At 59.3% G+C, this 21428-nt stretch carries 22 protein-coding genes; 18 read left to right on the top strand and 4 right to left on the bottom strand.

Annotation, left to right across the window (positions count from 1 at the left end; genetic code table 11):
• Positions 1 to 27 precede the first annotated feature (27 nt).
• The 8 genes from IG629_RS06080 (at position 28) to IG629_RS06115 (ending at position 7482) form a co-directional block, all read left to right on the top strand.
• Complete coding sequence (locus IG629_RS06080) at positions 28 to 1356, top strand: ABC transporter substrate-binding protein (RefSeq protein ID WP_193171078.1); 1329 nt, start codon at positions 28 to 30, stop codon at positions 1354 to 1356.
• A 63-nt stretch (positions 1357 to 1419) separates the two neighbouring features.
• Positions 1420 to 2253, top strand: a complete 834-nt coding sequence (locus IG629_RS06085; protein ID WP_193171079.1) for an ABC transporter ATP-binding protein — start codon at positions 1420 to 1422, stop codon at positions 2251 to 2253.
• 39 nt (positions 2254 to 2292) lie between these two features.
• Positions 2293 to 3531: a phenylacetate--CoA ligase family protein gene (locus tag IG629_RS06090; protein ID WP_193171080.1), complete on the top strand. Its 1239-nt coding sequence runs from the start codon at positions 2293 to 2295 to the stop codon at positions 3529 to 3531.
• A 143-nt stretch (positions 3532 to 3674) separates the two neighbouring features.
• Complete coding sequence (locus IG629_RS06095; protein WP_193171081.1) at positions 3675 to 4271, top strand: hypothetical protein; 597 nt, start codon at positions 3675 to 3677, stop codon at positions 4269 to 4271.
• Between the two features lie 45 nt (positions 4272 to 4316).
• The gene (locus tag IG629_RS06100) at positions 4317 to 4613 is read left to right on the top strand and encodes a hypothetical protein (RefSeq protein ID WP_193171082.1); all 297 of its coding nucleotides are present in this window, start codon (positions 4317 to 4319) and stop codon (positions 4611 to 4613) included.
• 99 nt (positions 4614 to 4712) lie between these two features.
• Positions 4713 to 5915: a mandelate racemase/muconate lactonizing enzyme family protein gene (locus IG629_RS06105; protein WP_193171083.1), complete on the top strand. Its 1203-nt coding sequence runs from the start codon at positions 4713 to 4715 to the stop codon at positions 5913 to 5915.
• Positions 5916 to 5951: 36 nt separating this feature from the next.
• Positions 5952 to 6860, top strand: coding sequence for a DMT family transporter (locus IG629_RS06110; RefSeq protein ID WP_226886494.1), 909 nt, complete (start codon positions 5952 to 5954; stop codon positions 6858 to 6860).
• Between the two features lie 64 nt (positions 6861 to 6924).
• On the top strand, positions 6925 to 7482 hold the full coding sequence (locus IG629_RS06115; RefSeq protein WP_193171084.1) for a glutathione peroxidase: 558 nt from the start codon (positions 6925 to 6927) through the stop codon (positions 7480 to 7482).
• Between the two features lie 9 nt (positions 7483 to 7491).
• Here IG629_RS06115 and IG629_RS06120 read toward each other — a convergent pair whose 3' ends face one another.
• Positions 7492 to 7833, bottom strand: a complete 342-nt coding sequence (locus tag IG629_RS06120) for a hypothetical protein (protein ID WP_193171085.1) — start codon at positions 7831 to 7833, stop codon at positions 7492 to 7494.
• 179 nt (positions 7834 to 8012) lie between these two features.
• Between IG629_RS06120 and IG629_RS06125 the strand changes: the two genes are divergently transcribed.
• Positions 8013 to 8405, top strand: a complete 393-nt coding sequence (locus tag IG629_RS06125; protein ID WP_193171086.1) for a PilZ domain-containing protein — start codon at positions 8013 to 8015, stop codon at positions 8403 to 8405.
• Positions 8406 to 8446: 41 nt separating this feature from the next.
• On the opposite strand, the gene IG629_RS06130 is transcribed toward IG629_RS06125, so the two are convergent.
• The 3 genes from IG629_RS06130 to IG629_RS06140 form a co-directional block, all read right to left on the bottom strand.
• The gene (locus IG629_RS06130) at positions 8447 to 9088 is read right to left on the bottom strand and encodes a class I SAM-dependent DNA methyltransferase (RefSeq protein WP_193171087.1); all 642 of its coding nucleotides are present in this window, start codon (positions 9086 to 9088) and stop codon (positions 8447 to 8449) included.
• 151 nt (positions 9089 to 9239) lie between these two features.
• Complete coding sequence (locus IG629_RS06135; protein WP_193171088.1) at positions 9240 to 10025, bottom strand: enoyl-CoA hydratase; 786 nt, start codon at positions 10023 to 10025, stop codon at positions 9240 to 9242.
• Between the two features lie 48 nt (positions 10026 to 10073).
• Positions 10074 to 11264: a CaiB/BaiF CoA transferase family protein gene (locus tag IG629_RS06140; RefSeq protein WP_193171089.1), complete on the bottom strand. Its 1191-nt coding sequence runs from the start codon at positions 11262 to 11264 to the stop codon at positions 10074 to 10076.
• A gap of 173 nt (positions 11265 to 11437) precedes the next feature.
• Between IG629_RS06140 and IG629_RS06145 the strand changes: the two genes are divergently transcribed.
• The 9 genes from IG629_RS06145 (at position 11438) to IG629_RS06185 (ending at position 21427) form a co-directional block, all read left to right on the top strand.
• A complete protein-coding gene (locus IG629_RS06145; RefSeq protein ID WP_193171090.1) occupies positions 11438 to 12163 on the top strand; it encodes a GntR family transcriptional regulator in 726 nt (241 codons plus the stop codon).
• A gap of 101 nt (positions 12164 to 12264) precedes the next feature.
• Positions 12265 to 13260 (top strand): Bug family tripartite tricarboxylate transporter substrate binding protein, encoded by a 996-nt coding sequence (locus tag IG629_RS06150; RefSeq protein WP_193171091.1) that lies wholly within the window; start codon positions 12265 to 12267, stop codon positions 13258 to 13260.
• Between the two features lie 7 nt (positions 13261 to 13267).
• Complete coding sequence (locus tag IG629_RS06155; protein WP_193171092.1) at positions 13268 to 13756, top strand: tripartite tricarboxylate transporter TctB family protein; 489 nt, start codon at positions 13268 to 13270, stop codon at positions 13754 to 13756.
• Between the two features lie 21 nt (positions 13757 to 13777).
• On the top strand, positions 13778 to 15283 hold the full coding sequence (locus IG629_RS06160) for a tripartite tricarboxylate transporter permease (RefSeq protein ID WP_193171093.1): 1506 nt from the start codon (positions 13778 to 13780) through the stop codon (positions 15281 to 15283).
• A gap of 61 nt (positions 15284 to 15344) precedes the next feature.
• Entirely contained in the window at positions 15345 to 16448 is a 1104-nt protein-coding gene (locus IG629_RS06165) for a mandelate racemase/muconate lactonizing enzyme family protein (protein ID WP_193171094.1), read from the top strand.
• A gap of 300 nt (positions 16449 to 16748) precedes the next feature.
• Positions 16749 to 17798, top strand: coding sequence for a flagellin (locus IG629_RS06170; RefSeq protein WP_226886495.1), 1050 nt, complete (start codon positions 16749 to 16751; stop codon positions 17796 to 17798).
• Positions 17799 to 18049: 251 nt separating this feature from the next.
• Positions 18050 to 18868 carry a chromate resistance protein ChrB domain-containing protein gene (locus IG629_RS06175; protein ID WP_193171095.1) on the top strand — a complete coding sequence of 273 codons (819 nt, stop codon included), beginning with the start codon at positions 18050 to 18052 and terminating at the stop codon, positions 18866 to 18868.
• 4 nt (positions 18869 to 18872) lie between these two features.
• The gene (gene chrA, locus IG629_RS06180) at positions 18873 to 20177 is read left to right on the top strand and encodes a chromate efflux transporter (protein ID WP_193171096.1); all 1305 of its coding nucleotides are present in this window, start codon (positions 18873 to 18875) and stop codon (positions 20175 to 20177) included.
• A 326-nt stretch (positions 20178 to 20503) separates the two neighbouring features.
• A complete protein-coding gene (locus IG629_RS06185; RefSeq protein ID WP_193171097.1) occupies positions 20504 to 21427 on the top strand; it encodes a 3-deoxy-7-phosphoheptulonate synthase in 924 nt (307 codons plus the stop codon).
• Position 21428 lies beyond the last annotated feature (1 nt).

Below are 21428 nucleotides of genomic sequence, written 5' to 3' on the forward strand. Positions count from 1 at the left end.
ATGCGGCCACTTTAAGGGAGGCAACTAATGAGACTATCGAAGGCAAGCATTGCCATCGCGGCGGCGGGCGTTATCGCCGGCGCGGCCTGGGCGGAGACGGCCCGGGCGGACTATGACTCTTATACCGTTCCGAACCTGGTCTACCGGACGGGCGCCTATGCCCCGAACGGCATTCCGCTGGCGAACGGCTTCATCGACTACTTCAACATGCTCAATGAGCGTGATGGCGGCGTCGAAGGTATCAAGGTCGACGTCGTCGAGTGCGAAACCGGCTACAACACCAAGGTCTCCGTCGAGTGCTACGAGAACCTGAAGAATGAAGGCCAGTCAGGCGCTCTCGTCTTCAACCCGCACTCCACCGGTGTGACCTACGCGCTGATCCCGAAGGCGAGCGAGGACAAAATTCCGATCCTCTCCATGGGATACGGCCGGACCTCCGCTGCTGACGGCACGGTCTTCCCCTACATCTTCAACTTCCCGGCCACCTACTGGTCGCAGGCCAGCGCTTTCGTCAAATACATCGGCGAAAAAGAAGGCGGGATGGACAAGCTCAAGGGCAAGAAGATCGCCCTCGTCTTCCACAATTCCGCTTACGGTAAAGAGCCGATCAAGACGCTCGAAACCCTTGGTGCGAAATTCGGCTTCGAGCTGATGCTGCTGCCGGTCGACCACCCGGGTCAGGAACAGAAGGCCACATGGCTGCAGGTCCGTCGCGGCAAGCCCGACTGGATCTTCATGTGGGGCTGGGGCGTGATGAATCAGGTTGCCATCAAGGAAGCCGCCGCTATCCGCTTCCCGATGGAAAAGTTCATCGGCGTCTGGTGGTCCGGTTCCGAGAATGACGTCGCACCGGCCGGTCCGGCTGCGAACGGCTATCTCGCAGGCACCATGCATGCTCCGGGCTCCGACTTCGAAGCCCTCGCAAGCATCAAGAAGCACGTCTACGCGAAGGGCAACGGCGCAGGTGAAGAAAGCCGCGTTGGTGAAGTCCTTTATAACCGTGGCCTGCTGGAAGCCATGTTCACCGCAGAAGCAATCCGGAATGCCGTCAAGATCCACGGCACGAAGGACATCCGCGGCGAACAGATGCGCGACGGTTTCGAGGCAATCGACCTCAAGGAAGCCGACTTTGAGCGCCTCGGCCTGAAGAACTTCATGAAGCCGATCAAGATCACCTGCGAAAACCACGAAGGTGATGGCCCGATCGCAATCCAGCAATGGGATGCGGCGGCCGGCAAATGGAACATCGTCTCCGAGTGGATCGAGCCGATGCACGATGTCGTTCGCGCCCTCGTGAAAGAAGATGCCGCGGCTTATGCCAAGGAAAACAACATCACGCCGCGCAAGTGCAGCTGATGACATGACACGGATGCGGCGCCGGACACCGGCGCCGCATCCAGCCATGCGGAGGGACAAAAAGTGACAGCGGTCGAACAGGACACCGGGGCGGAGCAGCCGATACTGCGCGTCAATAATATTGAGGTCATTTACGACCACGTCATTCTGGTCTTGAAGGGCGTATCGCTCGAAGTGCCGCGCGGCGGCATTGTCGCCTTGCTCGGCGGTAACGGTGCCGGCAAGACCACCACACTGAAAGCCATCTCGAACCTGCTCAAATCAGAGCGCGGCGAGGTGACCAAAGGCACCATCGATTTCGAAGGCCAGCCGATCCAGTCGATGAATCCGCACCAGCTTGTCGAGCGGGGCGTCATCCAGGTCATGGAAGGTCGCCACTGCTTCGAGCACCTGACCGTCGAGGAAAACCTGTTGACCGGCGCCTTCACGCGCGGCGGGGACAGGGCCGGCATCGCCCGGGATCTGGAGATGGTCTACAATTATTTCCCGCGCCTGCGTGAGCGGCGCAGTAGTCTGGCAGGCTACACGTCCGGCGGCGAGCAGCAGATGGTCGCCATCGGCCGGGCACTGATGAGCCGGCCGAAAACCATCCTGCTGGATGAGCCGTCCATGGGCCTCGCCCCGCAGCTGGTCGAGCAAATCTTCGAGATTGTGAAGAAGATCAACGAGCAGGAAGGCGTCTCCATTCTGCTGGCCGAGCAGAATACCAACGTCGCGCTGCGCTACGCAAAGTACGGCTACATCCTGGAAAGCGGCCGGGTCGTCATGGAAGGCGATGCGGAAAGCCTGCGCTCGAACGAGGATGTGAAGGAATTCTATCTCGGTATCAGCACCGGCGGCCGGAAGAGCTTCCGTGACGTGAAGCATTATCGTCGTCGCAAGCGTTGGCTCGGCTGATCCATCGCCACGCATTCAAGAATTGGGAACCATACCGACATGAGCGGCGATTTTTACGACACGCTTGAAACCCGCAGTACCGACGAACGCGAGGCCGCCCAAATGGCGGCCTTGTCTGCGCAGATTGCCCTGGCCAAAGGCAAGACTGCCTATTTTGGTAAGCTGCTGGCCGATGTCGATCCAAGTGCGATTACCAGCCGTAAGGCCCTCTCCGGGCTGCCCGTCACTCGCAAGGGCGACCTGCTCGACCTGCAGAAGAGCACGCCTCCCTTTGGCGGCATGACAACTGTCGCTCCGAACGGCCTTGCCAGACTCTATGTGTCGCCCGGCCCGATTTACGATGCGGAAGGCCCCGAGCCCGATCCCTGGCGGTTTGCACGCACGCTTTACGCCGCTGGGTTCCGTAAGGGCGAGATCCTGCACAACTGCTTCTCCTATCACCTGACCCCTGCCGGCATGATGGTCGACAGCGCGGCCCGCGCCATCGGTTGCGCCGTCTTTCCAGGCGGCGTCGGAAATACCGAAATGCAGGTCCAGGCAGCTTCCGACCTCAAGCCTGCTGGCTATGGCGGGACGCCAAGCTTCCTGAAAATCATCCTAGAAAAGGCACGGGAACTCGGTGTCGATATTTCCAGCATGAAGAAGGGCCTCGTCGGCGGCGAAGCCCTGCCCCCGAGCCTGCGCAAGGAACTCTCCGATCTCGGCTGCGATGTACTGCAATGCTATGGCACTGCAGATCTCGGGCTGGTCGCCTATGAGAGCCCGGCTCTGGAGGGCATGATCCTGGACGAAGGCGTGATCGTGGAAATCGTCCGCCCGGGAACCGGCGATCCGGTTGCCGAAGGCGAGGTTGGAGAGATTGTCGTCACCAGCCTCAATCAGAGCTATCCGCTCATCCGCTTCGGCACCGGAGACATGTCTGCGGTCCTGGCCGGCGCCAGCCCGTGCGGGCGCTCCAACCAGCGCATCAAGGGCTGGATGGGCCGTGCCGACCAGACCACCAAGATCAAAGGCATGTTCGTTCACCCGGGACAGGTTGCCGAGGTGGTGAAACGCCATCCGGAAATCTCGAAAGCACGCCTTATCGTCACCGGACGAACCGGCGAGGATGTGATGACACTGCATTGCGAGACTGCAGCATCCGGAGAATCTCTTTCCGACGCTGTTGCGTCCAGCCTGCAATCCGTCACGAAACTTCGTGGTTCGGTCTCATTCGTCGCCGAAGGCAGCCTTGCAAATGACGGCAAGGTGATCGAGGACGCGCGCAGCTACGATTGATAAAACGCGTCTGCAAGTACGAGCCACACCTTCATTTTGAGTAAATAAGTATTTTTTTCGATTGCCATTAGTCGCAACACAAAATACACTTTTTAGGAGAATATTTATAACAGTTGAGCGCAACAGCGCTCCATGGAGGTTGTATGCGCACTCTGCGAAACATCATGGCCGGCGCGATGCTGATTGCACTTTCCGCCTGCGCGACACCGCCCGAGGTCAAACAACTTTCAACGGCGCAAATCCAGTATTTCGAAACGGCAATCACAGCCGTCGCCACCCAGTCCGAGGCCCTTGTCCTTGCTTCCACTAAAATTCAGAAACAGGCGGAGGAGCGGATTGCCGCCCGGGAAGCAGACAGCAAAGCGCAACTGGTTACGCTCCTGTCCGATAGCAATAAGGGCGACAGCGCGGCCGATCGCAAGACACTGGCGGAAAAAGTCCTGAAAGCGTCCGAGTCATCCGCGAAATCCGCAGCGGCGGCCCGTGCCAAGCTGCAGCAGGATCTCGACGCCATAAAGGCGAAATCGGAGGAGCTCGGACAGTACATCGCGACGATGAAGGACGTGCAGATCGCCCTGGATGCTTATATCGAGTCGGAAAAAGCAGGCCAGAAAATCGTCAGCAGCGTGCTTGAGCAGCCCTCCGTCTCACACCTGCTCTCAAAGGTCCAAAAGACCATCCCCAAAGTGACCGGCGCCGCAAATGACCTGAAGGTCCTTCTGTCCGGTCTGGATGGCTAACGAACCCGCTCGCCCCACCCGCATTATTCCGGAAGGATTTTCCGTATGACCCGCGATGAACTGAACCAGAAGATCGCCGCGCTGGAAAGCGCCGCCGGCACCCTTGAAGAGCCGGACCGCACCTTGACCTCCGTCAAAATCAATAATCTGAAGAACGAGATCGACGGGATGTCGCTATCCGATATTGCGGAAAAGATGGCCACCATCGAAACGCCAGCAATTGCGGAAATGGATGCCAAGATCAAAGCGGCAAAAGACGCAACGGCAGCCCAGAACATGCGCGTCGATGCGATCAACTCGGTCATCGGATTGATCAAGACCGGGATTGGATTGGTGCTTTAAGAAAGCGCGCCTTTTTCCGACCACCGGCTGGTGCTCTCTCCTGCTTCGCTCCACAATCGAAAAAACGGCAAAGACCGGTGACGAAAGTGGAGGGGAAGAATGGGCGCGAAAGTCTCGACAATCGAAACCATCCGGATCGAGGAATTTCCAAACCTGCTCTGGGTTCGCCTCATCGCCGACGATGGTTCGGACGGCCTCGGCGAGACCTTCTATGGGCCTGGAGCCGCCGAAGCTCATATTCACGACATCATCGCCCCCTATCTGCTCGGCAAGGATCCGCACCGGATCGAACAGCATCAACGCGACCTGACCGGCTATGTCGGTTTCAGCGGAGCCGGTGCGGAAATGCGCGGCCGCTCCGCCGTCGATATCGCGCTCTGGGATCTGTTCGCTAAGTCAAAAGACATGCCGCTACACCAGGCGCTCGGCGGTGCGGTGCGGGACAGTATCCGCGTCTACAATACCTGCGCCGGCACCCGCTATGTGCAGAACCGGCCGACCCAGGGCACCGATAATTTCGGCCTCGACGCCAACCGCGGCGGCTATGAAGATCTCGATGCCTTCCTGAACCACGCCGACGAGCTTGCCACCAGCCTGCTGGAAATGGGCATCACGGCGATGAAGATCTGGCCGTTCGACTATGCCGCCGAAGCCAGCCGGGGCCATCATATCAGCCCCCGTGATCTGGCGACCGCTATGGCGCCTTTCGAGAAGATCCGCGAGGCACATGGCGAGCGCATGGATATCATGGCCGAGTTGCATTCCATGTGGGATCGGCCAACAGCGATCAAGATCAGCCGCGCCCTGGAAGCTATCGACCCGCTCTGGGTCGAGGACCCGGTCTTCATGGACAATCTCTCCAGTCTGGATGAAGTCGCCCGCGCCACCGCCGCGCCCATTGCCGTCGGCGAGACGCGCGGCGGCCGCGCTGATTACCGGCAATTGCTGGAAATGGAATCACTCAGCCTGATCATCACCGATATCGCCTGGGGCGGCGGTGTCTCCGAAGCGCGCAAGATGGCGGCCATGGCCGACGCCTGGCACGTTCCGGTCGCCTTCCACGACTGCACCGGGCCGGTTGTGCTCGCCGCATCCACCCACTTGGCCCTCAACACGCATAACTGCTTTATCCAGGAAATGGTGCGCGCCTTCTATTACGGCTGGTATGGTGATCTCGTCACTCAGCTTCCCCCGGTCACCAGAGGCGAGATCACGGCACCGGAAGGCGCCGGGCACGGCCTCAGCCTGCAGCCGGATATCCTCAAGCGAACGGATTGCCACATTCGCCGCTCATCACTTTAACAAAGACACACAACCATCTGAATTTAGGTATATTTAATGATCGAACTCTGGATTCCGATCACCATCGCTGCGGCCTTCTGCCAGAACCTACGCTCCGCGCTGCAGAAGCATCTGACTTCGAAGCTCAGCACGTCCGGGGCGACCTTTATCCGCTTCTTCTATGCCATCCTGCCGGCCTGGCTCTATGTCTGGTTCCTGCATGACGGCATCGGCCTCACCATGCCCGAGCCGCAGCCGGTCTTCTGGATCTACGCGGCAGTCGGCGGGGCGACGCAGATTGCCGCGACAGCCCTGCTCGTCTACCTGTTTGCTTTCCGGAATTTTGCCGTCGGAACCACCTACTCCAAGACCGAGACGGTACAGGCCGCGGTCTTCGGCATCGTTATTCTGGGCGACCCGCTGACCGCCGGCGCAATGGTCGCCATCATGATCAGCTTCATCGGGGTACTGGCCATCTCCGCCGCCAAGCAGGCCACCGGGATTTCCGGCATCGTCCGGTCCCTGACCAGCCGAACGGCCATGATCGGTCTCGCCTCCGGCGCCTGTTTCGGCATCTCGGCCGTATCTTACCGTGCGGCTTCCCTGTCCCTCGGCGGCGAGGGTTTTCTCATCCAGGCCGGTTTCACCCTTGCCTGCGTCACCATCATGCAGACCGTCGCCATGGCGAGCTATATGCGGATCCGGGATCCGGGCCAGATCACGGCAGCGCTGCGAAACTGGAAAGTTGCCGGTATCGTCGGGCTCAGCGGTATGGCCGCCTCGGCTTGCTGGTTCACCGCCATGACCATCCAGAATGCAGCCTATGTGCGCGCCCTCGGCCAGATCGAACTCGTTTTCACCTTCGCGGCCTCCTATCTCTTCTTCAAGGAGAAGAGCAGCCCGCTGGAGCTCGCCGGGATCGGCCTGGTGATTGCCGGAATCTTCTTCCTGCTGCTCTCGACATGATCCGCCGCAGGGATCATCCGGAACGACGTCAGCTGCGTATAGAGAAGGATTGGAGATCACGGTCATGTATTTCCGCGCCGCACGCCTCGCAAGCGCCATCCTTATCGGACTACTCCTGATGCCCGCCGGACAGGCCCGAGCAGCCAACGCTCACGATTTCTCTTTCGTCTCGATAGAGGGCGATCCGCTCTCCATGAAGGAGTATGCCGGACAAGCCGTTCTGGTCGTGAATACGGCGTCGTTCTGCGGCTTCACCAAACAATACGAAGGCCTGCAGACCCTTTGGGAGCGGTACAAGGAACGAGGCCTGGTGGTGCTTGGCGTACCTTCCAACGATTTCGGATCACAGGAACCCGGGACGGCGGCCGAGATAAAGGAATTCTGCGCGGTCAATTTCGCCGTGGACTTCCCGATGACGGAAAAGCAGGTCGTCTCAGGCGACCAAGCGCATCCGTTCTATCGCTGGGCAGCGAAAGAACTGGGAACACTCTCCAAGCCGCGCTGGAACTTCTACAAGATCCTGATCGCACCGGACGGAAAAGCCATCGACTGGTTCGCATCGACGACAGCACCCTCTTCCGCAAAACTTATCAAAGCGGTTGAGGCAGCCTTGCCGCGTTAGAGACTAAGCCTATTTTCGAACCCTGATCACGGCTCTTTCGGCATGTCCGGAATCCGGGTTTTGCGTACCAGGGACGATCCGGTGCCGAACGATCGTGCCATCGTCATCCCCATCGTTCCCTTCGCCGCCAAAGCTCATGACCGCCGCGCCCATGGCCAGCGCGCTGAAGGAAGCAAAGAAGGAAAAGCAGAGCAGGAACGGGCCAAGCCACGTCGGCTCTGACTTCATGCTCAGGCTCGCCAGCCCGGCGACATCGAACGCCAGCAGACTGACAGCAATCGCGATACCGGCCCCGCCACCGATCACCCCGTGACCGAACAGAAACCTCAGCATGGGAGATTTGAGATGCATGATTCAGCTTCCTCCTGAAGATACAGACTAAGACTGGTCTCTTTCTCGGGCCCATTCAATGGTTCAGGATGACGCATAGTTGCGAAGAATGTCGTCGCAGCCCATTCCGTTAACATTAAAGTTGGGCTATCAGAGAACGAACCGGACAACTCGGTCCGGTCAATCGCCTGGGGCCACACATGAGTGACGAGTTGAACGAGAGCTACAACAGGACCGGCTGGATGCGCGACATGACGGATCAGGAACGCCGCGCATTTGATCGCGTGGCATTCCATGTTTCCGCCGAGCTAACGCTTCCTGACGGCACAATCGCCAAGGGCGAGATCGTCAACGTCTCTTTGATCGGCTTTCTGTTCATAGCAGAGGCTCCGGTCGAGTTTCGTGGCGAAGCCCTGCTCGCGATCGGTGATGAGGTTTCCGGCCTGAAGATCAATGTCGTCGATGCCAGCCAGGTCGGCCTGCATCTCGAAACCTATCCGGGCGAGACCGACATACGCGACCTCGCCCTCAACCATCCGTCGATTGCGCGCCTGTTCCTGCCTTATATCTACAATTACGACGACGAGAATTGACCCGTCCCAACCAGTAGGACGCGCGCAACCATGCCTCCGGATCAGAGCTTTCTGTAAACGGCGTAGATGGCCTTAACCTTGTCCGCAAAATCGGGGTTACCCGGCAGGTAAGGCATCGGCTGAGAGACATGCAGCGCCTCCCAGCGGCCTTCGAGCTCAAGCCGGTTCAGCATCTCGGCGATGCCGCGTGACTGCCAGAAATCGTCCCTGCTGGTGAACACCGCGACGCCGCCAGCACGGAGCACTCTCAGCCATTCCTTGAAGATGGCCGCTTCCTCAAGATAGGTCAGAACACCGATACAAAGGATGCCATCCACGGACGTGTCATCAAGCGGGAGTCGCTTGTTGAGGTCCGCATATTCCAGACGGTCGTAGACTTTCTTCAGCTTCGCAGTTTCGAGACTGGCTTCAGACGCATCCAACCCCGTCAAGTCGCCACGAGAGCCAGCGGCCCTGAGCGCCGCGCCGGTCAAACCGGTTCCGCATCCGCAATCGAGAATTGCCGCGCTCTCGAAACCGGGAAGATGCCCTTTTAGCAGCCCGGCCGCCTGCTCCGGCGCGTCGTAACCCCAGCTGGCAAGCTCCCGGTCATAATCACTGGCCCATTCATCATAGCTTTCCGCATTAACCGCGCCGCTGCGGGACACGTTTCCATCGGTGCGTATGATTTTATCGTGTGACATTACTGCTTTCTCCCTCTGTTGGAGAAAACCTAGCATCCTGAGCAGCCGGTTTAAGAATGGATTTCAGAAAGTTTTACCATCATCCACCGGCCATGAGCGTCCGGCATAAAAAATGCGGACGCAGCAAAGCCGCGTCCGCACGTCTCTTGATTTAGCGGTTCTTGAATTCAGGCTTACGCTTTTCCATGAAGGCGCGGCGGCCTTCGATATAGTCTTCGCTGGCGAAGCAGGCGGTGACCAGTTCGTCACACTTCTTCAAGTCCCGCTCACTTTCCGGCGCCACCGTCTGATTGGCGATGAACTTCACCGAATTAACAGTCATCGGAGCGTTCTCGGAGATCGTCTTCGCATAATCGAGGCAGAACTGTTCCACCTGATCGTCCGGCACCACCCGGTTCACGAGGCCCATGATACGGGCATCCTCAGCCTCGAAGCGGCCGGCGGTGAAGAAGATTTCCTTGGCGAAGCTCGGCCCGACAAGCGCGGACAGGCGGGAAATCCCCGGATAGCCGTATCCGAGACCGAGCTTGGCGGCCGGGATCGCGAACTTGGAGCTTTCACCGCAGATCCTGAGATCGCAGCAGACCGCGAGCGCAACACCGCCGCCGACACAAAAGCCGTTGATCTGCGCGATGACCGGCTTCGGAAAACCGGCGACCTTGTCATAGACCCGCGCGGTGGTCGCATTGTAGCGGGCAACACCGTCAGCGCTGGCGCGTTCGGATTCGAACTTGGAGATATCGGCGCCCGAAACGAAGGCTTTCCCGCCCGCGCCGGACAGGATCAGGATGCGGACGCTGTCATCGGCCGAATACCGGTCGAGCGCGGCTTCAACCGCTTCCCACATTTCCAGCGACACGGCATTGCGTTTTTCCGGCTGGTTGAAAACGATCCGGGCGATCGCGCCGTCCTGGCTGGTGAGAATCTTGTCAGTCATGGTGTCTCTTTCCCTTGGATAATTCAGGCCCTTGGATAATTCAGGCGCTTAGATGACGCCGTCGCGTTTCAGTGTTTCGATGTCATCAGCGGTAAAGCCGAGATCCGTCAGCACCTCTTCATTGTGCTCACCCGCCATCGGCGGCGGGGAAGCAATGGTCGACGGCGTCCGGCTCATGGTAATCGGCTGGCCGACCAGATGGGTATCGCCACGCTCGTGCGACTTGACCGGCTGGGCAAGCCCCAAATGCGCCACCTGCGGGCTTTCGAAGACCTGCTGGATATCATTAATCTCACCACAAGGCACACCGGCGGCATTCAGCCGCTCGATCCAGTTGCTCATGGTGTCCTTGAGAGTCTCCGCCTCGATCTCTGCGTTCAGGGCGTCCCGGTTATCGGACCGGGCTGTTCCTGTCGCGTAGTCCGGATTCTCGTTCCATTCCGGTTTGCCCATGGCAGCGCAGAACTTTTCCCAGATGGCCTGTCCGGCAACGGCGATGTTCATGTAGCCGTCGGACGTCTTGAAGACCCCAGTGGGGATGCTGGTCGGGTGATTGTTTCCAGCCTGTTTCGGCACGTCGCCGTCGACCAGCCAGCGCGCCGCCTGGAAATCCAGCATGAAGACCTGGGCCTGCAGGAGCGAGGTCTGCACCCACTGCCCCTTACCGGACTGCTCGCGCTCGAGCAGGGCCAGCAGGATAGCCTGGGAGCAGAAAATACCCGCAGTAAGGTCCGCAATCGGAATACCGACCCGCATCGGTCCTTCGCCGGGCTTGCCGGTAATGGACATCAGGCCGCCCATGCCCTGCGCGATCTGGTCGAAACCCGGGCGCTTGGCCAACGGTCCGTCCTGGCCAAATCCTGATATCGATGCATAGACCAGTCCCGGATTGTCCTTGGACAGCGTCTCGTAATCGATGCCCAGCCGGTTTTTAACGTCCGGACGGAAATTCTCGACGATGACATCGACCTCACGGGCGAGTTTTCGGAAAACCTCAAGCCCGCGCTTGTCCTTAAGGTTAAGGGTCAGACTGCGCTTGTTGCGATGAAGGTTCTGGAAATCGGCGCCTTCGCGCGGTCCGCCAAGTTGCCCGGCATTATCCGTCGCCGGCATCTCGATCTTGATCACGTCGGCGCCCCAGTCAGCCAATTGCCGAACGCAAGTTGGACCCGAGCGCACCCGTGTAAGATCAAGAACCTTGTATTTGTTCAGTACCGTACTGGCATGAGAAATGCCCATTTTTGAACACTTTCCTCCGGTTTCTCAATAGCTTGGAGCCCTGTTTACAGGGCATCGCGATGATTGTCGCAGCGAATTTGGTAACTCCCTGACAATATGTAGTTTGTTGATTGTTGACAATCTGCATTTCTACTATTTACAGTCGACACAACGAGGAAACGCTTATAAAAAAGATGGCAATGCAAAATAAACCCTTCCACGCTCGCGAATACGCGACTCTGACAACTCACGTTGAACGTGAGATCGAGAGGCGCGTGCTGACCGGCGAAATCGCCGCGGGCGCACGGATAGGGGAAGCACTGATTGCGGAAGAGCTCGGTGTAAGCCGGGGGCCCGTCAGGGAAGCCCTGCGCAGTCTGGCACAATCCGGGCTGGTGGAAATTCTCCCCAACAAAGGCGCCATAGCGCGGACAATCGGCCTCGATGAGGTCAAGAATCTCTATGCCCTGCGCGGCGCTCTTTTCGCCCTGGCGTGTCAGGAAGTCGCCCGGCGGCACGATAATGAGACCGTGACGCTATTGCGTGACAATATGAGCGCGATGCGGGCGGCCCTCGCCTGCGACGACAAGGAAGCCTACTACCGGCTTAATGTCGACTTTCATACCGCTATCATTAACCACTCGCACAACCAGCGCGCCATCGACGTCTACCACAGCGTCGTGAAGGAAATGCACCTGTTCCGGCGCCGCGGTTTGTCAAACGTTCCGAACATCGCGGAGTCCGTGAAAGAGCACGAAACAATTCTTGCCGGCATAGTCGGCGGCGATCCCGACGCCGCTCGCGAAGCCGGACGCATTCATATCGAACGAGGATGCAATCGCTTCCTTGGCACATTGACCGAAGAACCGTCTGGGCTCTCCAAGACGGACCCTCAGAAAACCAATCTGGCCGGCCACTAAAAGAACCGGACGGACAATCGCCTACGCATCATCAACGGAACTCCCTCGCGGGGGTAATCCTGGTGCGCCTTTTCTACGAGTTAGGACAATGGAGGAATTTTATGTCCAATTCAGCTTTCTTCAATCGCCGTGATTTCCTGAAATCCGCAGCACTGGCAGGCGCTGCCGGTGCATCGGTCGCCTCCTTTGGCAATCAGGCCTTCGCTGAAGAATTCCCGGCCGAGACCCTGAACGTCGTGACCCATGCTGGTCCGGGCGGCGGCACCGACATCACCACCCGCATGATGATGCTGCGGGCCCGCAAGGTGTTCAAACAGGACCTGGTCGTTGTGAACAAGCGCGGCGGCAGCGGTTCGGCCGCGCTGATGTACACAAAGTCGCGCCCCCGTGACGGCTACACCTTCATGACCATCACGCAGTCGCACATCTTCCAGATCATTCAGAAGAAAGTGCCGATCAAAATCGAGGAAATGGTCGGCCTGGCACGCGCCACCGACGATCCGCAGATCGTCACCGTGGGCTCGAACAGCAAGATCAAGACCCTCGACGATCTGATGGCCGCCGCCGCCGCCAAGAAAGGCGGCCTGAAGTGGGGCACCACCTTCGCCGGTGGCGCTGACCATGTCGGCATCCACAACTTCGCCAAGGCTTGCGGCAACATGCCGTACACCATCGTCCCGTTCAAAGGTGGCGGGGACATCGTGACGAACCTGGTCTCCGGCAACATCGACGTGGCCCTTCTGAACTATGCAGAAGGCGAGTCCCAGTACAGCGCCGGTGAATTCCGCCCGGTCGTCAGCCTCTCCGAAGAGCCGATTGCCGCCCTTAACGGCGTCAAGACCGCCCGCGATTCCGGCGTCGACGCACTGGCCTCCACGGTCCGTGGTTTCGCCTGCCTCTCCGGTGTGCCGCAGGACCGCATCGATGTGCTCGGCGACGGCCTCGTCAAAGCGATGGAGCATGGCGTCTACCAGGGTTACCTGGCTTCCGGCGGCATGCCGAAAGCCAGTGTGATCGGTGCCGAAAAATGGACCGCGCACATCCGTCGGATCTATGACGAGAGCACGACGGCTCTCACCGAACTCGGTATGCTCTGAGGACAAAATGTCAAGCAAACCCTCCGTTGACCGGGCTGCACCAGCAGCCCGGTTTCCGCGTGATATGGTCATCGGTTTCTGTACCGTGGTCCTTTGCGCGGTCGCCTACTGGATTACTCTCAGCTTCGCCGACGCTCCGGCCGCTGTCGCCCAAAACGTGCAGCCAGCGACGTTCCCTCGCCTGGTGATCTCGGTGATTGCCGTCCTCGCGGTCGCCCTCATGGTGATCTCGTTCCGCAAGGATTCACGCCCGGGCAAGTCGGTGCCGGCAATGGTCGCCATGACCGCCTCCATGATGCTTGCTTTCGTGGTCGCCTTCGAGGCCCTCGGCTTCATCCTTGCGATGGCGCTGTTCTGTTTCTTCATGCCCGTGATCTGGGGCGAGCGGCGCTGGCACGCGGTCATTCCGTTTGCAGTGCTTTTCCCCGGAGCGATTTACATGCTGTTCGTCCTCGGACTCGGCGTGCATTTCGATACCGGCATTCTCGGTTTCTAGCGTTCAGATTGGTTCGAACTGATGGATGCGTTCCTCACCGCCCTTGCGGCCTTTTCTGACCCCTACCTGATCGCGGTTATCCTGATCGGGACCATAGGCGGCGTTCTGGTCGGCGCCATGCCAGGCCTGAGCTCCACCATGGCAACGGCACTTCTGCTGCCGTTCACCCTGACCATGGACCCGATCCCGGCGATCTCCCTGTTGAGTGCTCTCTATTGCGCCGGAACATTCGGTGGATCGATCACAGCGATCCTCGTCAATGCGCCAGGCGCGCCGCCTGCAGCCGCAACGGCTTTCGACGGCTATCCCCTGGCCCAGAACGGCAAGGCCGGGATGGCCCTTGGCATGGCGGCGGTCAGCAGCGTGATCGGCGGGATCTTCAGCGTCGTCGTCCTCATCGTAGCCGCGCCCCTGCTCTCTCGTGTCGCCTATAATTTTGGCCCTCCCGAATACTTCGCCCTATCTCTTTTCGGCCTTTCCATGCTGGCGACGATCAGCGGTGAATCGGCCTTGAAGAACCTGATCGGCGGCGCCTTTGGTGTCCTGCTCGCCACTATCGGCATGGATTTCACCACGGGTGTCGACCGCTTCACCTTCGGCTACTGGGAGCTGTCAGAAGGCATTCACTTCATCCCTGTGATGATCGGCTTGTTCGCCGGCTGTGAGTTCCTGACGCAAGCTTCGAAGCTCAAGGAAGGCCGGGTGCGCGCCATCTTCGATGCGGTGAAGCTGCCCGGCTGGGCCGATTTCAAGCGCTGCTTCGGCACGATTTGCCGATCCTGCGGTATCGGGTCCTTCATCGGCCTGCTTCCGGCCGAGGGCGGCACCGTTGCAGCCATGATCGGCTACAACGAGGCAAAGCGCTGGGCCAAGGACAAGAGCCAATTCGGTAAGGGCGATCTCCGCGGCATTGCCGGCCCGGAAGCAGCCAATAACGCCGCGACCGGGGCTGCCATGGTACCGACCCTGGCGCTCGGCATCCCCGGCAGCGCCACGACGGCGATCATCCTCGGCGCGCTGCTGGCGCATGGCCTGCGGCCCGGACCGCATCTCTTCACCGAGACACCGACCCTGCTTTACGCCATCTTCCTGTCGATGCTGATCGCGAACTTTGCCTTCGCCGCCTTTGGCTTCCTCGGCGCCAAGCTGTTCGCCCGCGTTACCCTGATCCCGACCGAGTTCCTCTGGCCTGCCGTGTTCGTGCTCGCGTCCATCGGTGCCTATGCCATGGACCAGTCGATCATGGATGTCTGGATCATGGTGCTGGCCGGTCTGTTCGGCTTTGTGCTGAAGCGCTACGGCTTCTCCGCGGCCCCGATCATCATGGGGTTGATCCTTGGCGAACTTGTGGAGAACAGCCTGAAGCAGTCCCTGATCATCTTCGACCACAACTGGTTCCATTTCCTTGAGCGGCCGATTGTGGTGACCTTCCTGGTCCTGACCCTAGCCTCGATGATCTGGCCCCTGGTCACTCTGTTCAGAACCAAGCGGCAAGAACGCAAAGCTGCTAACGCAGCCCAGAACTAGACATTATCTTCACGGGGCGGCTTCGGGCCGCCCCGCTGCATTTCAGACCCAGAGACCCCAGATGCGCATTACCCGGATACAGGCAAGCGTCCACCGCCCGCGCGCGGCGGGCGAGCAGGAAAACAAGGCGACCTATGCCGGCACCGACGGTCCGGTCTTCGTGCGCTGCCGTGTCGATACCGATGATGGCAACACCGGTAACGGCTTTACGGGACGCTTCCTTGCAGCCGAGGTCGCACATTTCCTGAACCACGCAGTCGCCGAGGCCGTCACGGGAGAAGATCCGCTCGCGCCGGATCTCATGGCGGCTATCGAGCGGCGTTTCAATCCCCGCGCCATGACCGGCGTGGTCGTCTCCGCCTTTTCAGCCCTGGAAATCGCCTTGACGGACATCCAGGCCAAGGCTGACGGCAAAAGCATAGCCGCACTACTCGGCGGCAAGCGCAGCCGCGTCCCCGTGCATGTCACCTGCGGCCTGCCCCATCTCGATATTGAAGCCCTGCAGGCAACCACCGCCCGCGCCATCAAGACCGGTGCCGCCGGTGTAAAGATCGTCATCGCCGCCAAGGACCGTCACTGGCAGGAAGATGCGGAACGCATCCTCGCCGTCCGCGAGGCAATCGGCCCGGACGCCGATCTCATCGCCGACGCCAATTGCGGGTTCGATCTCGCCACAGCCCGCAACTTTGCCTATGCCGTTTCGGACGCCCGCCTTACTTGGCTGGAAGAGCCCTTGCGTGACAACGACCCGCGACAACTGGCGGAGCTGACCGGCGAAATTGACTGCCCCGTCGGCGCCGGCCAGATGGAGCAATCGGACTACCGGTTCGAGCAACTGATCCGGCAGGGCGGCGTCTCCGTCATCCAGCCGAACGCCGTTTTCGCCGGCGGCTTCAGCAAAGCTCTCGACGTCCTCCGCCTCGCTGCCCGCCACAACCGGGAGGTCTGCCCCGCCGGTGGCTGGGATTTCGTCAACCTGCACCTGATGGCGGGCTCTCTGGAGCATGGAGCGATGGAACATCATGAAGGACACGAGTCGATCATCCGCTGCATCAGCGGATCGGCCACTACGCCCAAAGACGGCTATCTGACTGTACCGGATGCGCCGGGCCTCGGGATCGAGATCGACGAGAAGAGCCTCTTAAAGGCAAAAATTTACCCGTAATAACAATATTCTAACTTCTAGAACGGCCGCACCCGACGTCCCCGTTCCGTGATTCCTTATTATATTTAGGTAATTTTTTAATTTTAGAAAACTCAATTCCGTTTTTCGAAAAACCTTAGTTGCATTAGATAAAATTCCACGTAAATTTAATACGTTATTAACTATTATTTTCGCCAAATTTTTCAAGCAAAACGCTTGGAATGCGCCAGAAAGGCATGCGGAATGACGATACAGAATTCAGCTCTGACGAATCCGTCGAGCTTCACCGCGCTACGCAGTTTCGGGAACACATCAAGAGCCATGGACACGGTCCAGAACCGTGTTTCAACCGGCCTGAAGGTTACCGGCGCTGTCGACGATGCATCGAACTTCGCCATTTCCCAAGGAATACGAACTGAAATCAGGTCGTGGCAGGCGGTTCAGCAAAGCCTCAACAACTCGATTGGCACTGTGAATGTCGCGATCGCCGGAGCAGAATCCATCTCCGACATTGTCGCTGACGCGAAGAAAAAGGTAATCGAATATCACAATGCAACGGGCGCTCAGCAGCAGATATTGCTAAACGACTACAACGCGCTACTCGATCAGATCGATCAAATGGCCAACCAGGCCAGTTTCAATGACACAAACCTGATCAATACTAATGGGACGCCAATCCCCGATCCGCCAGACGCGGGCGCCAGCCATTTCGTCACCAGTTCAGGCGCGCCGACCCGGACTCACGCGCTTCCCGATTTTGAGGGGATCGTGAATGTCTCCTACAATTACGCAGGTGCCGGCAGCACGATCTCGTTGATTTATGGCGGCTCGACCATGGACTCCGTCACACACGGTTTTAACGGAGGCGGAGTCAACGGCTCGCTGAGCTTCAACTACTCGGCCGAAGATGGAAACGACTTCACCATCAACACGAGCGGCCTTGGCAATGTGTTCTACGAATTCACCTACACGCCATCCGCAAACGACACCGGTGAGGCGTTTTCCGCACTTGTCGACACCAAAGGAAACACCACCGAAATCTACAGTAAGTCGATGCTTGCAGAGGATATCGGATTGAGGCCCGTTGACCTGTCTAGTGTCCAGTCATCGGTCGCGCAAATCGAAACTGCCGAAACCATTATTGGCCAAACCCTTGGATATTTTGGCAGTAAGGCCAAACAACTCATCGCCACGCGTAATCAGGCCGAGGGCTTGATAGATTCCTACAAAGAAGGTCTCGGGAACATCGTCGACGCCAACATGTCGCGCGAAGCGGCTCGGCTGACATCCATGCAGGTCCAGACGCAGCTCTCGACACAGACCCTGTCGATAGCGAACCAGAGGCCGGAATCACTTCTTGGATTGTTCTGATCCATAGAAATTGCAGAACAATCACCTCCGTCACTCATCTTTCGAACGGCTGTCAAAACCCTCCGGATACGCCGAGCATCAGGGTCAAGATTGACGAGACCGAAGGAGACAATGCTCGCGTTAACTGACCAGCACATCCTTGACAGCTGTGGGCCCTTCTCGCATTTTCATCGCATGGGGCTCGCGAGCGCCTCGTGAGGCGACAGCCCAAGTTTCGCGTCCTTTGAACCCGCATTTTGGGAGGACGCGCCATGCCGTCACCAGACATCATTACAGTTTCCCAACTCGCCCGTCTTATCGGCACGCCAGAAGCACCGGTCATCGTCGATGTGTGCGTCGATGACGATTTCAACGCCGATCCGCGTCTGATACCTGGATCATTCAGGCATCCGTTTAACGACATTGAATCGCTGGTGCCCCGGCTTCAGGACCAGAGGGTGGTCGTCGTCTGCCGGAAGGGCCATAAGCTCGGCCAGGGGGCAGCAGCCCTTCTCCGAACCAACGGAATTGCCGCCGAAAGCCTGGACGGCGGTGTTGTAGCCTGGCACGAGGCCGGACAACCAGCGGTCCCGGCAGCGTCCATACCGCCACGCAGGAAAACCGGTGAGACTCTCTGGGTCACGCGCCATCGCCCGAAGGTCGACCGGCTTGCCTGCCCCTGGCTTATTCGCCGCTTCGTCGATCCCTCGGCACGTTTTCTTTTCGTTTCGCCGGCCGAAGTAATGGACGTCGCCGACAGGTTCGGAGCGACTCCCTTCGATGTCGAAGGTGTGTTCTGGAGCCATCGCGGCAAAGAGTGCAGCTTCGACACGATGGTCTCGGAATTCGGCCTCGAAACGGAACCGCTGAAACTGCTGGCAACTATCGTTCGCGCTGCGGATACCGATCGCCACGATCTGGCGCCGCAGGCAGCCGGACTGCTTGCTGCGTCGCTTGGCCTGTCGCGCATGTACCGGGACGATCTGCGTCAGGTCGAGGCCGGCATGTTGCTTTACGATGCGTTCTACCGGTGGTGCCGGGACGCGGTCGATGAAGGGCATGATTGGCCGACGGCCAAAGTGAAGGCCTGAAGCAATGACCGATACATTTACCGAAACTGTTGCGGCGGGGCGCAATGCCCCGTCGCTCGGCACCCTGTTCCAGGTCTTCCTGAAAATCGGCCTGCTCTCCTTCGGCGGTCCGGCCGCGCAGATTGCCCTGATGCACCGGCTGCTGGTGGAAGAGCTGAAATGGCTCACCGAGCAGCAGTATCTGAACGCCCTGAGCTTCTGCATGCTGCTGCCGGGCCCCGAGGCCATGCAGATTGCCACCTATGCCGGCTGGCGTCTTCGCGGCATCGCCGGCGGCCTGATTGGCGGCCTGCTTTTCGTCATACCGGGGGCCATACTGATCCTCGCCCTGGCGGCGATTTATGCCCTGTTCGGTCAGGTACCGCTGATCGACAGCCTGTTCCTCGGGGTAAAATCGGCGGTCCTTCTGATCGTCGTCGAAGCTTTGCTGCGGGTCTCGAAACGGGCGCTGCGCGGGCGCGGTGACTGGATCGTTGCCGGTTTGGCCTTCGCAGGGATCTTCATCCTCGATCTGCCCTACCCGCTCATCGTTGGCGCCGCAGCCCTCTGGGGCTGGGCGACAAGCAGCACGGTATCAGCGTCGGGTACAGCGGCCGAGCCGATTGGTCGCTCATTCGGCGGAACCATGCTGACGGTTACCGTCTGGCTCGTTATCTGGTGGCTTCCGGTACTGCTTATCGCCCAGCTCTCCGGGTTTCCGGTCCTGACCGACCTCGGGCTGTTCTTCTCAAAGCTCGCGGTCGTTACTTTCGGCGGCGCCTATGCCGTGCTGGCCTATATGGCCCAAGACGTGGTCGGCGCCTTCGGCTGGCTCAACGCGGGTGAGATGATGGATGGCCTCGGTTTGGCCGAAACCACCCCCGGACCGCTCATCCTGGTGACGGAGTTCGTCGGTTTCCTCGCCGCCTATCGGGATGGCGGCATCATGCTCGGGATTGCCGGCGCTGCCCTGACGCTGTGGGTCACGTTCGTTCCCTGCTTCCTCTGGATCTTCGCCGGCGCGCCCTATATCGACTGGATTTCGGCCCAGCCACGCCTCAAAGGCGCGCTTTCGGCCATTACCGCAGCGGTGGTCGGCGTGATCCTGAACCTGTCGCTCTGGTTCGGCCTGCATGTGATGTTCGGAACAGTTACACGGCAGGAAATCGGCCCGTTCACGCTCTGGCAACCCGAGCTTGCAACATTTGACTGGCGCGTAGCGGTACTGGCCGCTCTGAGCGGTCTGATGTTGCTGCGATGGCACTGGGGCATCGGCCGGGTACTAGCGATCTGCGCAGGACTCGCCTGGCTGATGGTCAACGGCCTTTAACACACCGGACTTAACCGGACCCGGGTGCTCACGCGCCCGGGTTCAACCTCGAATGCAGCGGCGGCTTTGTCCCAATCTCTGGTATGGGCTCGCTCACAAAATCCGGTTCGCAATTCGATATAAACGATGCCAAGTCAGAACATCAGAAATGGTCTCGGACGCAGGGCGCCAAGACTTCGGCTTAAAACACATAGGCCTATGTTCCATTATAGAAACCCCAAAAGCCTATCCCAGCGTGACATCGGTGCTTATCCTGTCCGGTGAGCCGTTGCGGAGCGTTGCCTGTCACGATATGTACCCGCAGCGTTTGCAAAGAAACATCTAAAATGGCCGGTGCCAATATGACCGTCGACAACAAGTTCCCCGGTAAGGACATCACTCAGGACGATATCGACGGCAAGATTCCGCTGGTCGCCAAGAAGTCGGCCGATCACCGCACCAAGTTCGAATGTGCGGGCATCGAATTCGGCGGCGCTCTGGTTCCCGTGATGGCCGGCCCGAATACGGTTGAGAGCGAAGAGCTGATCGTCAAGACCGCCAAGGGTATCAAGGCTGCTGGTGCACACTTCCTGCGCGGCGGCGCGTTCAAGCCGCTGACATTCCCGTATCGCTCGCCAAAATTCTTCGAGCCGCGGGAGGACGGCCTGAAATGGCTTCAAGTTGCAAAGCAAGAGACCGGATTGCCGATCGTCACCGAGGTCATGGAGATCTCGAAAATCGATATTGTGGCTCAAAACTGCGACATGCTGCAGATCGGCACCCGCAACATGCAGAATTATCCTCTCCTGACCGAGGTCGGGAAAACCGGCATGCCGGTCATGCTGAAGCGCGGATACGGGGCGAGCCTGCGGGATTGGCTGATGGCGGCCGAGTATATCGCGCTGGAGCATGACCGATTGGGTCAGCAACAAAAGATCCTGTTGTGCGAGCGCGGCATCGTCGCCAACCACACCCACCGCGCCACCTCGCGCTTCCTGCTGGATCTCCAGGTCATTCCGGCGGCTCAGGAAATCACCCACCTGCCGATCATGTCGGACCCCAGTCACGCCACTTTCTGGCAACCCTGGGTAAAATCGATGATGCTGGCCTCGATCGCGGCAGGTGCCGACGGACTTATGCTCGAGGTCCATCCGGACCCGGTAAACGCCGCCGTCGATCCCCTGCAATGCTCCAGTCTTGAGCAGTTCGACGACATTATGAAGGCCTGCCGTCCGGTGGCGCAGGCGGTCGGTCGCACCGTCGACGCCTAAA

Origin of the sequence: Nisaea nitritireducens, from assembly GCF_014904795.1 — a bacterium.
GTDB lineage: Bacteria > Pseudomonadota > Alphaproteobacteria > Thalassobaculales > Thalassobaculaceae > Nisaea > Nisaea nitritireducens.

Coding starts and splice junctions, on each gene's coding strand:
- IG629_RS06095 (WP_193171081.1), top strand. CDS start 3,675: ATGCGCACTCTGCGAAACATCATGGCCGGCGCGATGCTGATTGCACTT.
- IG629_RS06145 (WP_193171090.1), top strand. CDS start 11,438: ATGGCAATGCAAAATAAACCCTTCCACGCTCGCGAATACGCGACTCTG.
- IG629_RS06080 (WP_193171078.1), top strand. CDS start 28: ATGAGACTATCGAAGGCAAGCATTGCCATCGCGGCGGCGGGCGTTATC.
- IG629_RS06160 (WP_193171093.1), top strand. CDS start 13,778: ATGGATGCGTTCCTCACCGCCCTTGCGGCCTTTTCTGACCCCTACCTG.
- IG629_RS06125 (WP_193171086.1), top strand. CDS start 8,013: ATGAGTGACGAGTTGAACGAGAGCTACAACAGGACCGGCTGGATGCGC.
- IG629_RS06105 (WP_193171083.1), top strand. CDS start 4,713: ATGGGCGCGAAAGTCTCGACAATCGAAACCATCCGGATCGAGGAATTT.
- IG629_RS06185 (WP_193171097.1), top strand. CDS start 20,504: ATGGCCGGTGCCAATATGACCGTCGACAACAAGTTCCCCGGTAAGGAC.
- IG629_RS06100 (WP_193171082.1), top strand. CDS start 4,317: ATGACCCGCGATGAACTGAACCAGAAGATCGCCGCGCTGGAAAGCGCC.
- chrA (WP_193171096.1), top strand. CDS start 18,873: ATGACCGATACATTTACCGAAACTGTTGCGGCGGGGCGCAATGCCCCG.
- IG629_RS06140 (WP_193171089.1), bottom strand. CDS start 11,264: ATGGGCATTTCTCATGCCAGTACGGTACTGAACAAATACAAGGTTCTT.
- IG629_RS06110 (WP_226886494.1), top strand. CDS start 5,952: ATGATCGAACTCTGGATTCCGATCACCATCGCTGCGGCCTTCTGCCAG.
- IG629_RS06155 (WP_193171092.1), top strand. CDS start 13,268: ATGTCAAGCAAACCCTCCGTTGACCGGGCTGCACCAGCAGCCCGGTTT.
- IG629_RS06115 (WP_193171084.1), top strand. CDS start 6,925: ATGTATTTCCGCGCCGCACGCCTCGCAAGCGCCATCCTTATCGGACTA.
- IG629_RS06170 (WP_226886495.1), top strand. CDS start 16,749: ATGGACACGGTCCAGAACCGTGTTTCAACCGGCCTGAAGGTTACCGGC.
- IG629_RS06120 (WP_193171085.1), bottom strand. CDS start 7,833: ATGCATCTCAAATCTCCCATGCTGAGGTTTCTGTTCGGTCACGGGGTG.
- IG629_RS06130 (WP_193171087.1), bottom strand. CDS start 9,088: ATGTCACACGATAAAATCATACGCACCGATGGAAACGTGTCCCGCAGC.
- IG629_RS06165 (WP_193171094.1), top strand. CDS start 15,345: ATGCGCATTACCCGGATACAGGCAAGCGTCCACCGCCCGCGCGCGGCG.
- IG629_RS06090 (WP_193171080.1), top strand. CDS start 2,293: ATGAGCGGCGATTTTTACGACACGCTTGAAACCCGCAGTACCGACGAA.
- IG629_RS06175 (WP_193171095.1), top strand. CDS start 18,050: ATGCCGTCACCAGACATCATTACAGTTTCCCAACTCGCCCGTCTTATC.
- IG629_RS06135 (WP_193171088.1), bottom strand. CDS start 10,025: ATGACTGACAAGATTCTCACCAGCCAGGACGGCGCGATCGCCCGGATC.
- IG629_RS06150 (WP_193171091.1), top strand. CDS start 12,265: ATGTCCAATTCAGCTTTCTTCAATCGCCGTGATTTCCTGAAATCCGCA.